The organism is Pseudoalteromonas sp. MBR-15 (genome assembly GCF_053628915.1).
Genome location: NZ_JBRJHH010000006.1, coordinates 115104 through 130509, shown reverse-complemented (window position 1 = coordinate 130509; position 15406 = coordinate 115104). Strand labels below are relative to the sequence as shown.

Annotated in this window: 12 protein-coding genes; 3 read left to right on the top strand and 9 right to left on the bottom strand. The window is 41.3% G+C overall.

The window, feature by feature from the left end; translation table 11 throughout:
• Positions 1-15 precede the first annotated feature (15 nt).
• The 3 genes from ACSSVW_RS10100 to ACSSVW_RS10090 are packed head-to-tail and all read right to left on the bottom strand — an operon-like array spanning position 16 to position 5165.
• Complete coding sequence (locus ACSSVW_RS10100; RefSeq protein WP_454179238.1) at positions 16-4521, bottom strand: EAL domain-containing protein; 4506 nt, start codon at positions 4519-4521, stop codon at positions 16-18.
• 15 nt (positions 4522-4536) lie between these two features.
• Positions 4537-4962, bottom strand: a complete 426-nt coding sequence (locus tag ACSSVW_RS10095) for a GNAT family N-acetyltransferase (RefSeq protein WP_065979683.1) — start codon at positions 4960-4962, stop codon at positions 4537-4539.
• 2 nt (positions 4963-4964) lie between these two features.
• The gene (locus ACSSVW_RS10090; protein ID WP_036966037.1) at positions 4965-5165 is read right to left on the bottom strand and encodes a DUF3283 family protein; all 201 of its coding nucleotides are present in this window, start codon (positions 5163-5165) and stop codon (positions 4965-4967) included.
• Between the two features lie 134 nt (positions 5166-5299).
• Between ACSSVW_RS10090 and ACSSVW_RS10085 the strand changes: the two genes are divergently transcribed.
• A complete protein-coding gene (locus ACSSVW_RS10085) occupies positions 5300-6001 on the top strand; it encodes a type 2 periplasmic-binding domain-containing protein (RefSeq protein WP_231387282.1) in 702 nt (233 codons plus the stop codon).
• Here the strand turns inward: ACSSVW_RS10085 and ACSSVW_RS10080 are convergent.
• From ACSSVW_RS10080 to zntR, 4 genes are all read right to left on the bottom strand, one after another.
• The gene (locus ACSSVW_RS10080) at positions 5998-6243 is read right to left on the bottom strand and encodes a DUF1289 domain-containing protein (protein ID WP_036966031.1); all 246 of its coding nucleotides are present in this window, start codon (positions 6241-6243) and stop codon (positions 5998-6000) included. The two genes, ACSSVW_RS10085 and ACSSVW_RS10080, sit on opposite strands and share 4 nt — an antisense overlap.
• 161 nt (positions 6244-6404) lie before the next feature.
• Positions 6405-7535, bottom strand: a complete 1131-nt coding sequence (locus tag ACSSVW_RS10075; protein WP_074988933.1) for a 1-acyl-sn-glycerol-3-phosphate acyltransferase — start codon at positions 7533-7535, stop codon at positions 6405-6407.
• A gap of 153 nt (positions 7536-7688) precedes the next feature.
• Positions 7689-9020 carry an SO_0444 family Cu/Zn efflux transporter gene (locus tag ACSSVW_RS10070; protein ID WP_454179237.1) on the bottom strand — a complete coding sequence of 444 codons (1332 nt, stop codon included), beginning with the start codon at positions 9018-9020 and terminating at the stop codon, positions 7689-7691.
• On the bottom strand, positions 9004-9417 hold the full coding sequence (zntR, locus tag ACSSVW_RS10065) for a Zn(2+)-responsive transcriptional regulator (RefSeq protein WP_083202809.1): 414 nt from the start codon (positions 9415-9417) through the stop codon (positions 9004-9006). The genes ACSSVW_RS10070 and zntR overlap by 17 nt, the downstream gene beginning before the upstream one ends.
• Before the next feature lie 92 nt (positions 9418-9509).
• Here zntR and ACSSVW_RS10060 point away from each other — a divergent pair, with 92 nt between their 5' ends.
• Positions 9510-10454: a D-2-hydroxyacid dehydrogenase gene (locus ACSSVW_RS10060; RefSeq protein ID WP_454179236.1), complete on the top strand. Its 945-nt coding sequence runs from the start codon at positions 9510-9512 to the stop codon at positions 10452-10454.
• Between the two features lie 162 nt (positions 10455-10616).
• Entirely contained in the window at positions 10617-11000 is a 384-nt protein-coding gene (locus ACSSVW_RS10055) for a DUF3192 domain-containing protein (protein WP_036966020.1), read from the top strand.
• Between the two features lie 36 nt (positions 11001-11036).
• Here the strand turns inward: ACSSVW_RS10055 and ACSSVW_RS10050 are convergent, their stop codons facing one another.
• Together ACSSVW_RS10050 and ACSSVW_RS10045 are read right to left on the bottom strand one after the other, a co-directional pair.
• Entirely contained in the window at positions 11037-11954 is a 918-nt protein-coding gene (locus ACSSVW_RS10050) for a GGDEF domain-containing response regulator (RefSeq protein ID WP_036966017.1), read from the bottom strand.
• Positions 11923-15363 carry a PAS domain-containing hybrid sensor histidine kinase/response regulator gene (locus ACSSVW_RS10045; RefSeq protein ID WP_065979679.1) on the bottom strand — a complete coding sequence of 1147 codons (3441 nt, stop codon included), beginning with the start codon at positions 15361-15363 and terminating at the stop codon, positions 11923-11925. The genes ACSSVW_RS10050 and ACSSVW_RS10045 overlap by 32 nt, the downstream gene beginning before the upstream one ends.
• Positions 15364-15406 lie beyond the last annotated feature (43 nt).

Below are 15406 nucleotides of genomic sequence, written 5' to 3'. Positions count from 1 at the left end.
GCGGCTTTATCTGTTTTAGTCATCAAATTCTGCATGCCACTGCGCATTTAACAAGGGGCTTACTTCATCCCCAGGAACAGCTTTACTAAACAAATAACCTTGTAAGTATTCACAACCACGAGCGTGTAAGAAGCGAAGCTGGGTGGTATTTTCAACCCCTTCAGCAACACACTCCTTGCCTAGGCTTTTCGCCAATGTGAGTGTTGAATTAATAATAGCTTCGTCATCTTTATCAACCCCGATATCGTGCACAAAGCTTTTATCTATTTTTAAAACATCAACCGGGAACCGTTTTAAATACGTTAGAGAAGCGTAGCCCGTGCCAAAGTCATCCATATAAATTTTACAGCCTAATGCTTTTAATTTATTCATGCTTAATTGGGCTTTCTCTGAATCTCGCATCATCACTGATTCAGTAATTTCGAATACAACAGCACTGGCGGGTACATGGCTGAGTGCTAAAGCTTGATGAATATTTTCGACTAAATGGGTACTTTCAAAATCAAATGCCGATAAGTTAATAGAGATATATAAATCGGGGTGCGACACGCGCCATTGTCGTAACTCGATTAATGCACGCGATAAAGTTTGCAGCATAATTTTAGTAATAAGCCCTGAGCTTTCAGCAGCATTGGCAAAGTCTTCAGGCTGATAATCATCATTACTAGGCCAGCGTAATAACACCTCTAACCCTACAACTTGACGTGTTTTTGAACTAACAATGGGTTGATAGTAATTACAAAATTCATGTTCTTGATACGCTTTGCTTAATTGTGACTCTAAATGCAGAGTCCGCTGCACTTGTAAATTCATCTCTTGCTTATAGAACTGATAACGTCCTTCCACAGACCGCTTAGCATGGTAGAGGGCAACATTCGCCGCTTTTAACAACGCTTTTGTATCGAGGGCGTCGTCGGGATACACAGCAACCCCAACACTTAAGTTCACTTTTACCGCTTGTTGATTAAGCTCAATATGGCTTTCAACACAATCCATAACTTTCGCGCACAGCGATAATAGCTCATCGACCTGTTTGAGATCTTCAGCGAGGATCACAAACTCATCACCTTCAAACCTTGCCAAACTATCTTGCGGGCGCAGCACTTGTTTCAATCGCTTTGCAACTCGCTTGATAAGCTCATCAGACTCTTCGTGACCCAATGAATCATTAAAGTATTTAAATCGCTTAATATTTACATTTAACAAGGCTGCTTTCGTTTGATGGTAATCAGCTTGCTCGATAGCATGGCTTACACGGTCACTGAATAATGTTTTGTTCGGCAATCCGGTGAGCGTGTCGTAATTGGCTAATAAGTGCAGTTCATTCTCAGCCAGCTTTTGCGCGCTGATATCAGTGACAATAATCACATAACTGTCGAGTTGACGATTACTCCCCGCAACAGCACTTATTTTAATGAGCACTTGACGCTTTTCGCCGTTGGCAACTTCAACAACATCTTCTGCTGAAAAGTGTTCACCTGATTGCAGTTTTTGCATTACTCGTAAATAGTGAATACGTGCCGGAATAGACAACCCGAGAGTTAAAGAACGACTCGAACGCGGATCAGCAGGAAAGCCAAAGGCACTTTGGAACGACTGATTAGTAGCACGAATACGCAAGTTTTTATCCATAATAAACACCCAGTCTCGGGTTTGTTCAAACGCCGCACCAAATAAACGGGCGTTTTCTTCAAATACCAGTTCTCGGGTCATATTCGTGTAGGTGCCAGCCACTTTCTCAGGCGTGTTGTCTTGCCATTCAACCACCTTGCCGAAATCTTTATACCAACGCCATTGACCATCGGCGTGTCGTAAACGATACGTGCAGTTAAAATAGCCTTTTTGAGTAGATAAAAACTCCAGCCACTCTAAGCGAAAGGTTTGTTTATCATGTGGGTGAATCTTTGCCAAATAGTCATCTAGATTAACACTGTCACTGTCATAGCCCAGTTCATTTTTCAGCCTAGGCTGATAAATAATCGGGCTTTGCGACGACCAATCCCAAACACCAGAATGACTTCCCTCTAATGCAAGTTTTAGTCGCGCCTCACTTTCTTTACTTTCTTTGTGTGCGGCAAGCAAAATTTGCTGCATACGATTACGTCTAAAGAGCCAAGCAGCTACAAGTAGCGCCGCTAATATAAGGTAAAGCAAAATAAAATGTGGCGCACGCCATGGTGGGTATTTTACTTCGATGTTTAATGTTGCCGGCGGGGTTAAATCTCCCGTTAAGGGGTCTTTTGCCCACACTTTAAGGTGGTACTTGCCTGCACTTAATTTTGGAAAAAGAACACGGTTATTATTTCGCGTGTAGGTTTTTTGCCCATCGCCAAGTTGATACTCATAAATAATACGCTCTTGGTAATTGAACGCCATGGCTGAGAAAGCAACCTCGAGACCGATGTCATCATGCTCAAGTACCACACTGTCTATTGGCTGTTTAAGCTCAGCAGGTAAGTCACGAGACATTAAATCCAAGTTGGTGATATTAACGTGATCAATCAAAGCTTGCTGATAGTGGTTATCCATCGGGTAAAAATAGGTAAAGCCTTTAAGGGTGCCATAAACAATTTGCCCAGACTTTAATTTGGTAAATGCGCCACTATTAAACTCGGTAGAAAAAAGCCCCTCTGAACCAGTAAACTGTTGAAAGTGCATATTATCGGGGTTGAGTCGCCACAGCCCTTTATGACTACTCATCCAAATCATTCCGGCTTCATCAAGCACCATATCGTACAATAAAGTGCCTAGCTTATTTTTTTCAAGATCAATGGTGTAGATATGCTCGTACGTTGTGGCATCTAGACCAATCAAGCCAAAATTCGATAACGATAACCACAAGACATTATTGTTATCAATAATGTAAGACATTACATTCACAGCAACATTTTCATGCTGCTCAGGCACCGTATAAATGGTGGTCAGTTCATAGCTGTGAGGATCAACCTGATATAAGATCCCCGCATTATAAAATAACGGTGCATCGGGCTTGCTTGATAAGGCAGGCAAGAACCCATAGGCTAAGAAAGGTTCAAATTCATCAAATTTACCGCCTAAACGTGTCACCTCTTGGCTATCAATATTGTAAACAAACATACCGAAATCGGGGTGAACGTAATACAAATCGCCCGACGGCATTAATAGAACCCCATGCACCCAATCGTTAATGAGTTCTTGCTGCTTAGGGTCTGCCGTTTTAACGGGAGTCACTTCACCCGTCTTTGGATTAAAGCTAAAAATTCCCCGATTCGTGTGCAACCAAAGTTGCGCTTTATAAGGCATTATTTGGTAAACAGTGAATTCGGTCGTGATTAAATCTATTTGGTAGTCTTTTAAAAAGACTTCGCTTTCATACGTGTCTAAGTCAACAGCCGTTAGACCATTGTGGGTCGCAAGCCACAGCCTGCCCTGAAACTCTGCAATACCCCAAATTGAATGATGCGATAAGCCGTCACCTTTAATCGAATTGGCCACCACATTTACAAAGTTATAATTATCATACGAGAGATAAAAAGCGCCATCGTTCTTGGTGGCTAACCACATGCCTCCGGAGCGATCTTTTACGATATCAATGATACTTGTATCAGCAAGGGTGTAACCGTTGTCTTTTAAGCGTGTACTTTTAACCAAGTCGCCGGTTGCCCGGGTAAAGTTAAATAAGCCTTTATCGGTTCCCAAGGTAATCGTTGAATTTTGTGGAATAATTTCCCAAATATTTAAGTCGCTAATTAGGGTCTTATTTTTAAACTGAACCTCAGGCGTATTAAACATCTCTGGTAAGTTGCTAATATCGACTTCGTATAAACCCCGAACAGCCCCGACCAACAAAGTATGCTCATCTATTACAGCAAACGACTTCACATAGTTTTGATACATGTGTGTTGGCGCTTGGCTTAGATGCTCAAGCTTTCTTACGTGGCCCGATGCGATTTCATAAACAAACGCCCCATTACTCGTGCCCATAAATATGTAACCTTGATAAGGATACAACTCACGAATAACGCTGCTTTTTACACGATCGGGTATTTCAAAAATAGACGTGACTTGCTTCGTTTCTAAGTCGAGTTTTGCAAAATCCCAGCCTCGGCCTAGCCAGAGCGTTTTGTCATCAACCGCAACCATACTAAACACAGATTCTATAAAAATTTGCTCTTCGGTGGTGGGCTTTGCAATAAATTGTTGGTAGCTGTCGGTACTCGGATCATAACGGAATAGCCCTGCTTGCAAAGATGCTATCCAAATATAACCTTGGGGGTCTTGATAAATGCGGTCAATGATGGCGTCTTCAAGCTCTCCATTAGGGCCTTTGATATGCACAACCTCATAGCCATCATAACGATTTAAACCGCCCTCAGTGGATAACCATAAATAGCCACTGTTATCGATAAGCATCGTGTTGACATAACTTTGCGACAACCCTTCGCTGGTTGACAAGCGTTTCACTTGCGCAAAACTGGAATGACTAAACAAACCACAGATCACAATAATGAGCAGAGCTGATAAAGAAAAGAACTTAGTCATTGACGTTCCAAATTACTAACTTGGCGCGGTGTCACACGTAAAGTGCATCGCTACGATATTACGATGCGCATATACCTCAAACAACGATTGCAAAGAATTGGGTAATGTTAATGTATAGTTAAACCCATTTACTAGATAGAAATCAATCAGATTTTCATAGGCAAAGGTAAAAACTGTCCCTTTTTGTTCAGCAATAAGCGTGGTGAGTAACTGTGAGGCTACTTTTTTACCTCGCCATGCAGCATCAACATACAGAGTTGATAAAAATAAAAAGCCCGCTTTATTTTGAACCCGACATGCCGCAACGATATCCAAACCATGGTACGCCACCCACACTTGATCAGCTTTAGTGGCACGCCCCCGCGCATTGTGTTTATCGTAAAACTTATTTACCAACGGGGTTTTGATTGCGTCAAGCAAACAAAATTTCAGCTCCGTCATGATTAACTCATTAAGGATAAGTAATGCTCAAACTGTTGTTTTAAAAAGGCTTGCTCTGACATAGGACGATTATTAATTGCTGTATACACCCCTTCGCGGGTATTTTTTCCACGTTTAATCTGGTAGGCCCAAAAAGAGGCTTCGTAGTCTAATTGAATTTGATATTTTTGCTCTCGAGGCAATTTACATAAATTAAAGCTCATACTTTCTCAGCAACAGTGTATTGATTTATGAAGTATAACAAAGTTGCTTCAAATTAATCGCCTATTTTAAACCTTGATTTTGGAAACACATAACAGTAAATTAACGCCGAATACATGCTCGCAAGGAACGCACGTTGCCAAAATTTCTGATACCTAGTTTGACCATTATTCTGCTGTTTTTTTGCTTTCCTAGCAGCGCAAATTCTCATATTTTAATTTTTAATCGCCCAGCCGACACACCACAAGCACGTTATGTGATTGACTTATTGAGCACCGCTTATAAAGAGATAGGTTATGAGCTTCACGTTATTGATTTTAATCATCAAGGTTCGTTAGCAGCTGCAAACCAAGGTGTGCTTGATGGACAGTTAGGGCGCATTGATTTTGTTACCCGCGATTATCCAAATTTATTAAAGGTCGACTTTCCCCTGTTCGAATTTAACCTTGTGTTATTGAAAAACTGCAAGCAATGCAATTATCGTGATATTAAGTCACTCGCTATTCAGTCAAGTTATCCCGCAGCACAGAGCTACATAGAAGAAAACCCCATTAAAGGTGATGTGATAAAGGTAAGAAACGTCACGGCTCAATTGAATTTATTGACTCAAAAACGCGTTGAAGGCACCATTTTATTAGACTTTTTACTCTCTACAAAACACCCTGACTTTAACCAAGCGGCTTTTAATAAAGAGATTTTAATGTCGATGCAAAGCTTTCACTTTGTGCATAAACGCCACGCAGCACTTATTCCGCAACTGACAAATATTCTTAAAAAGCTTGAAGCCGATGGCACGGTGCGCACGCTAAAAACGAAATACAATCTCACCGAGTTTTAAAAATCAAATCCGCCTTGCTCAGGTGTCGGTTGGTTATTTTCTGCCAACTGTTTTTTCTGTAAATAACGCTTATAACGCTGCTGACATAAGCTGATTACTTTGCGTTTTTCAGCATTACTCAGCTGATTCCAGTAAAACCGTTCATCGCGACTGCGATAACAGCCTTTACAATAGCCCCGATTATTAACCTGACAAATCCCTTTGCAAGGGCTTGGGATCTCAAATATTTCAATTTGTTGCATCACAATTGCCAGTTAATTAATCATCTTAGAAGTATAGCCCGAAAATTAATCATAAAAAAAGCCACTTCAAAAAGTGGCTCATTTAACGAATCAAAACATTGCTTAAAAAAGTAATTAGCACATTGATTTAAATGCGAAGCATTCTATCAACTTTAGATTATTTAATCTGATTCGCTCGTAGAAAGTTCTGCTTTGCGATGAAAAGGTTTCGCGTACATTGCTAAAACCAGTGGCTTTAACTCTTCAGGTACTTTAGCTAAACGCGCATTAAACGCTTCAGCATCTTTTTTATCAATCACGGCCTGCTTACACCCCCCCGCAATATAGTTACCTGGGTGTAAGAAAAACGAATCAACAATTTGCTGGTCAATCGTTTTTGCAAGCTCTTCTGGTGACTCGCAGCCAGATTCAATGGGCTCACCAAACGCTAAATGTACATGCCCTTTTGCTGTGCTAAAGCCCTCAACGATGCTGGCAATGTCTTCACCTTGTTGCTTTACATATTGGCCGTGATGCTGTTTGTGATAAAGCTCTTTCGCTTTCGCAATCGCACACGGTTCATATTGATACGAGATAGAGACTGGCACTATTTTTAATTCGCGAACGTAATCAGCAAATTCTTTTTTCTGTTTACGACCTTGTAGCTGCAACATTTTAAGCAGTGCAGGATCCGTTTGATCAAAACCATCTTTTGCACGCCCTTCTTTTTGTGCAATCCAAATTGAATGACCCTCTGACAATGAATCATAAATATAGGCTGAGAGTTGTGATAACGCTTTGAGCATTTCTTTGGGTGCTTTTGCTGAACGTTTCACTATAAAGCTTTTATTTAAGCGCATTAACTCAGTGATATACGGAATTTGCAGCAAATTATCACCAATGGCGATGCGCACTGTCGGCATGTTGTGTTTAAACAAACCCCAGTTAACTAACGCAGGATCCAAGACAATATCGCGGTGATTTGAAATGAACAAATACGCTTGTTTTGGATCCAGTTTATCTAGACCCGAAAATGTCACTTCAGATGTGGTACGGGTGATCAGTTTATTTAAATAGCTGGCCACCTCTTGTTGAACTTGCTCAACTGATTGCGTATTTCCCCACTTTTTTCTTAATTGCTGGCGCACTAATGGGCGAGTTATAAATGGAAAATAAGATAAAAAGCGCGGCAGATTATACTTGGCGATAACATCCACAAAGGCATTATCAGCAATTAATCGGGCGACTGAATCAGCGACTTCGTCATCATTGTAAGGTCTAATATCGGCGTATTTATCCACACATTCACTCATAAAAACTGCTTAAGTTAAAAAACGGCACGCATGGCGTACCGTTTAAATAGTTGGCGGATTATAACTCAGGCAATTTTAAATGCGAACCGAGACGCGATAGTTAACCTAAATATTTCCCTATATTGATAAAATTTTTATTTTTACAACAATTAATTAGGCAATGCTCTTACCAGTATCAACGAACTTTTTTAATGCCATTTTGAGCACTAATCTCAGCATTAAAATAGCCAAAATGATACCCGAAGCAAGGCTTAACCAATGCGGTAGAACCTCGTGTTCAGTGCCCATCATGGGAGCCACTACAAAGCCAAATTCATCCACTAAGTAATCCGTTAAAAAGCCAAACAGTAAAGCCATTCCGATTACCCCAGTTAAATAAGCAAACACCGCGCGTTTACCTAACTCCTTACCCACCACTCCCAAGGTGGCGATATTCGTCGCAGGACCTGCAAGCATAAACACCAATACCGCACCTGGGGATACGCCACTTAACAGTAACCCTGCTGCTATCGGGGTCGAGGCAGTCGCACAAATGTACATTGGTATACTAATCAGTATCACCACCAGCATCGCAAAAATACCGCTTCCCCATTGACTTAAATAAGACTCAGGAACATACGTTTGCACTAGCGCCGCGAAAAAGAGACCAATCACCAGCCACACCATAGTGTCTTCTAACAGTTTATTGCAGCTAAAACGAATAGCGCGTTTAAATTTAGCAACACGGCTCTCTATCGAAAGACTGGGCTTTTCGCTTTTACAGCAACGGTCTGTTTTTATCGATGCAGAATCTTCAGTACTAAAGCCGCTCGACTCTTTTTTAACTTCAGCTGAGGTATTACTGCTGCAACAGCTCGGCTCTTTTTTAATTTCAGCCGAAGCATTACTGCTGCAACAGCTCGGCTCTTTTTTAACTTCAGCCGAAGTATTGCTGCTGCAACAGCTCGACTCTTTTTTAACTTCAGCTGCGGTATTACTGCTGCAACAGCTCGGCTCTTTTTTAACTTCAGCCGAAGTATTACTGCTGCAACAGCCTGCACTATTATCATCTGCAGTGGCGGCTTGATGCTTATGCTGTGAATGAATTTCATGGTCTTTCCCAACCAAGACACCCGCAGCTATCGCACTGCACACCGCTGCGATTGGGCGTATAATGGCCATAAATGGCCCCAATAAAACATACGAGACTGACACTGAATCAACGCCCGTTTCGGGTGTTGAAACTAAGAATGCCGTCGTCGCGCTTTTCGATGCTCCCGCTCTTCTAAGCCCAATTGCTGCTGGAATAACACCACACGAACACAATGGCATAGGCGCACCAATAAAAGCAGCCTTAATGGTTGTCCAAAGCCCCTCTTTTCCTAAGTGACGATTGAGAAAATTGGCCGGTAAATACACATTTAATAAACCAGCAATCAATAAACCTAACATTAGCCATGGGGCAGATAATAAGAATAACTGCCAAAAATTATTGAGTAAGTCCATCAATATCCTCCAGTGTCGTCAGTATCGAGCAGTTCTCTGCGGGCTCTTCACCACCACAACATTTATCTGCTAATAATGAAAGAGAGTCATAAAAACGCGTGAGTTCAGCAATGCGTGCGGCCACTAAATCACGTTTTTGTAATGTCATTGCTTTAACCTCATGACATGAATGCTGATTTTTATGAAACTTAATTTGCAATAACTCTTTTATTTCAGACAGACTAAAACCAACGTTTTTTGCCCGCAAAATGAACGACATTTGCTTGTAATCTGCATCAGAGTAAAACCGATATCCCACCTCAGAACGCGAACTTGGCGTTAACAAACCATGTTTTTCGTAGTACCTTAACGTATCTGTTGAGACGCCTAATTGACGGGCAAACTCACCTATTTTCATCACTGTCTCCATTGTGAAGCGTTTATTTATTATGCTCACTATAAACCTTGGAGTACACCCTAAGGTCAAGCAAAAATTAATAAGGAAAGTATATGAATATCGTCGTCCTTGATGCCGCCACATTAGCAGACACTTCGTTAGATGAGCTGGCACAATTAGGTTCACTCACTTGCTATAACCTAACTAATCAACACGAATTAATTGAACGCTGCCAAGACGCTGATGTTGTAGTAACGAATAAAGTAGTTATAAATCAACAAGCAATGGCGCAGTTACCTCATTTAAAATTAATTTGCGTTGCTGCAACTGGCACCAATAATATTGATTTACCAGCAGCAAAAGCCCATAACATTGCCGTGACCAATGTGGCCGGATATTCAACACCTTCAGTGGTTCAACACACGTTTACATTGATCACCAATCTGCTTGGTAACACACACAAGTATATTCGTGATTGCCAGCAAGGTTTATGGCAGCAGAGTCCGATGTTTTGTCGCTTAGATTACAGCTTTAATGAAATTGCGGGGAAAACCTTAGCAATTATTGGCTACGGCTCGTTGGGCAAAGCGGTTGCTGAAGTTGCAACCGCATTTGGTGCCCATGTAATTATCAGTGAACGTAAAGGACATACACCGCGTGAAGGTCGCGTTAGTTTTGAGCAAGCATTAAAAACGGCTGATATAATCAGTGTTCACTGCCCGTTAACAGAAGAAACTCGCGATCAAATTGCGGCTCATGAGCTGAACATGATGAAACCCTCTGCCATCCTTATTAATACTGCCCGTGGGGGGATTATTAATGAGGCTGATTTAGCATCTGCGCTTGCCAATAATGTGATTGCTGGCGCGGGTGTTGATGTACTCAGCAAAGAACCCGCCGAGGCAGATAACCCACTTGCCCAATACACTGGCGACAATTTATTACTTACGCCGCACATTGCCTGGGCAAGTAAAGAGTCTATTATTCGCTTAGTGAAAGAAATCGCGTTAAATATCAAAGCATTTAACCAAGGAAATGAGCGCAATAGGTTGGTCTAAATTGCAATTTTTTGGTCAATTGAGCGAACTGGTTTGCAAAAAAGCTCCTAGCCAATTGACCAATTAAAAGCTAATCACTTGATTTAATTTACTTTTTAAAATGTGGCAAGCTGATTGCTAATTAAGAGCAACATAAACATTAAATTCTAGGGATAAAAAATAATGAAAAAAGCACTTTTAATTGCAGCGCTTACTGCACCATTTTTAACTGGCTGTGTCATTGCAGTATCTGATGGTGAAGCTGAAACACATTGGGCAGGTGATTCATCGACGAGCTGGCAAAAACAGCACAAAAATAACCGCGAAATCATTTCGACTCTTGCACTTGATACTAACTACCAAGTGGTACTTAATAAACTTCACACCCCTAACTTCACTGAATTACTAAAACAAGGTGACGATGTTTACCAAGTATTGTTTTATGCAACTCATAGCATTCACTCTGATGGTAAAATGACAAAAGATGAGTGCACACCACTGGTATTTAAAAACGATAAGCTAATTGGCGTTGGTGATACCATTTATAAATCACTGAGCAATGGCTAATTAGCCAAAAATGGCAGAGTAGGCCTTGCCTACTCTTTACCCACTCACATTCACTAATCGCGACACAACTTGGTCACGTCCGCCATCTTTAGCCTGATATAACCCTAAGTCAGCTTCTTCAAGCAGCGTTTGTTCAGCGTATACTTGGCCTGTTTCTGTGGTCGCAATGCCGATACTAATTGTCACATGATCCGAATTTAACGAAGCGGTATGGGGAATACCTAAATTACTCACTGCATGTCGTAATTTATTAGCAAATGCGATTGCTTGTGTTGCCGTTGTATTAGGCAAAACGGCCGCGAACTCTTCCCCCCCATAGCGCGCCACAAAGTCACTGCCTCGCTCGCAGGCCCCAACAAGCGCATGAGCAATTCGTTTTAAGCAATCATCACCCGCTCGATGGCCATAGCAATCATTAAACCGTTTAAAATGATCCACATCCATAAGTAATACAGACAAAGGGGTTTGATCGCGACGACAGCGACGCCATTCTCGGGCAAGGTTTTCATCTAGATAACGTCTATTAGGAATTTCAGTCAGGCCATCGATTGACGCTAACATTTCGAGCAAGTCATTTTTTTGTTTGATTAATAACTGATTACGCACACGCGCACGAACAATCGCAGCACTAAAGGGTTTAGTTATATAATCCATCGCCCCCAACTCGAGGCCTTTTGCTTCGTCGTCATGGCTCGAATTAGCAGAAATAAAAATAACAGGCAGCATATTTGTGACGGTATTTTCTTTTATTTTGCTCAGTACCTCATACCCATCAATACCGGGCATAACAATATCCAGAATCAATAAATCAACGGACTGTGTTTTTAAAAACGTCAGTGCCTTTTCACCACTTTCAACACAAAAAACATCATAATCTTGCTGTAATGTTTTTTCTAATACCAAACGGTTCAACGGATCGTCATCAACAATCAGTACCTTGGCTCTTTTTAGCATCTGTAGATCCTTGTTCGATGATAAATGCAATGACTTGTTTAATCTGCCACTGCAACTCATCGTTTAATAACTCAGGGAGTTCGCCTTGTGCTTTAAGCTTAGCCTCACATTGCTGAGCGCAGGCTGACAAACGTTTAAAGCCTAGATTACCGGCCGACCCTTTCACATTATGGACAACTCTGATCAACTCATCGGTGGTCTTTAATGTTGAAATTTGTAATAGCTGTTGTGCTGCCATGGTCGCAAACTTTGACAGCATAGTTAATACTAATTCTGTATTATTTGAAAACTGAGTGAGAACAAACGTACGGTCAAAAAAAGCCTGTTTCTGTACTTCAAGCTCACTCATCGCCAAAAACAGTGTACTGGCAACAATGGGTTTAGTGAGGTGTTTATTCATGCCCGCCGCAACGGATTGCTCTATGTCAGCCGCTTCGCTGTGTGCTGTTAATGCATAAATCGGCATTTGCTCTTTCGTGAATGACTGGCGAATTATACGCGTAGCTTGGCAGCCATCCATCTGGGGCATTTGAATATCCATGAAGATCAGGTCAGGTCTGAGACAATTAGCAAGCTCAATGCCCTTTTCACCACTGTCTGCACACACAACGGTGATATCGGCTTGCTCTAAAATACTTTTAATAATGCTTAGATTAAGTGGGTTGTCATCTACGGCTAACACTAATAGACCCGATAAATCGGCACTTGAAGGGAGGGATACAACCGCCTTTTTCGCCGGTTCGCTGGTTTTATCTAGCTGTAAGCAGAAACTAAATTCACTGCCTTTGCCTCGTTGACTTGCTAGTTTTATTTCGCCACCCATTAACGCCACTTCGTACTTTACAATTGCAAGCCCAAGCCCAACGCCTTGATGTGAACGCGTTAGTGACTCATCACCTTGTGTAAAGGCATCAAATAAGCGACTTTGATCCGCATCGCTAATCCCAATACCGGTGTCTTTTACAGCAAAGCAAATTAGTTGTTGTTCAGAGGTTTGTTCGACTAAGTTTAAACTTAATTTAACGCTTCCTTGCTCTGTGAATTTAGCGGCATTAGTCAGTAAATTACCTAACACCTGTTGTAAACAGATTTGATCGCCCCTTAGGTTAGAATTGATCTTTTCATCGCACTCAACGCTGAATTCTAACCCCTTCGTTTTACACAGTGGCGCGACGATTCCTTCGCAATAATTAATTAAATCAGACAGGCTAAAGGGGGCTTTAGTTAATTTAACTTGCGAACTTTCGGCTCGGGCAAAATCGAGCATACGGTTTAATAAAGACAATAAGCTGTTGGCTGCTGACTTCGCTTGCTCAGCATGTGTGCGCTGCTCCAACGACAAGCCTTGCAACGCAATGACATCTATTAGGCCCAGTACGGCATTAAGTGGGGTGCGTATCTCATGACTTAAATTGGCAATAAAGCGGCTTTTAGCTAATGTGGCCCGCTCGGCGTCATTTTTAGCTTGTATTAAGTCAGTGATATCTTGGACATGGACAACAAAGTAATCTGGATTTTTTTCACCATTCCATACCAATGAAACACTAATTTGTAGCCAACATTTTTGTTCTTGCTGGGGCAAACTAAAGTGATACACTTTTTTCTTTTCGCTAAGCAATTCAAGTAAGGTACCTTTTAACGTGTCTAGTGATTGCTCGCCAAACAAATCATCCAACCTATATTGGCTGCTCAAGGTGTCACTGCGTTCTAGTGAAAATATTTTACGCGCCGCTTTATTCATTTGCAGTACGCGGTAATCAAGAGACAGTAATATAACCCCATTGGCAGCGTACTCCATTGCACTGCGTAATTTGGCTTCAGAGCTTTGTAATGCGTTTAATGCCGCGTGCTGCTCAGTAATATCACGGCCTATCGCCATGGTTCCCAATAATTGTTGATGCTCGTTATAAAAAGGCGCAATACTCAAATGATAGGTTTTATCATTGGTTACTAAACGTTTTTGATACACTTGGCGGTCTTGTAATACTTGTCGCTCAAGTTCACTTAATTCGCCGTTATCGTCACTGATATCACATAACTGCTGGCCAACGAGTTTCTCTTGCGGTAAACCGATATAACTCTCATACGCCTTGTTACAGCCTAAAAATGAACCATCAATATTTTTAAAATAAATAAGATCTGGCACATTATTAAGCATGGTGTTCAGTAAGGCTAAATGACGTTCTTTGGCATCAATACTGCGGCGCAATTGTTTTGATTTAACTTGCACTTGTGAATCAAGCGCTTTGTTCGCCTCTTGCAATGATTGAACAAGCTCTTCATTACGGGTAAAAACCCGCTTAACTCGGCTAAACCAAGGTTGCCAATCAGCAGGAATACGATAATTTACCAGTGTATGTTGGCCTTCATCATGTTTTTCTAGGTAATTCATCAAGTGAGTCATTGGCTTTACAAATATGCGCTGACTCAACCAAAATACCGCGCTGAACATCATGACTAAAAAAACACTTAAGAACACAAATTCTATAAACATGTCGTAGCGGACAGGCCCACTGAGTGCTTTTTGAGATTCAAAGTAACGGGTATAAATTGGTAAATCAGACGATGGTTGCACTAAGTGACTGTGACTTTTTGTGTTTTTGTTTATCTCACTTTCGGGCCAATAATCATCTGCATTAATCGCTGTTTTTAATATTTTACTTGAGCTGGCTATTACTTGGTTATCTTGATTAATGAAAATATACTCGCCGTTACTCGGGGCAATTTTCATTAACCACTTAGAGATTGCCTCTAAGTCATAAATTAAAATGATGTAGTCGTCGCTTTGTAACGCTCGTCTTTTTCCTATTGCAAAGTACGCGTGGCCATTAACAGTAATTACAGCACTTGAGGCCAGCGCTTTATCATTTAAACGCGACGGTCGAAATTTATTATCCAACACACTCGTCAGCAATTCACTTTCAGCTGTTGAACGGCGCTTTATATAAACAAAACCCTGTTCGTTAACATAGGCAACACCTTGCAACGATTGAATCAATGCCAGCGTTGTGTTGAACGAGGGCCCTAATGCAAGCACTTGACGCCACTGAGTAAGAGCAAAGGCAGTGGATGCAAATTTACCTTGCCCCACAATTTCACCCACTCCTCCCTTTATGGGTTGATAATAGTAGTGATCAAACTGATTTACATTGCGGGCCCAGTTGGGGTCGAAGTCATATGATAGTGGTTGCTCATACAACTTAAACATCGTATCAATCAATCCATCAGCCGCATGCATTGCATGACCAAGCTGAGCAGAGATATTATTAAAACTACTTTGTCGGCTTTCTTGTGAGCGTTCTAGCTTTAGATTATATAAGTGTAAACACAGAATAAACGCCACCAGCAATGGCACAATAAGCGCCACGGCCAGAGAACGATAATAATGCTTTAGTGGTAAAAAATTCACTCGATTTTAAGTACCTTGCCTCGGTAACACCTAGATTAACGAG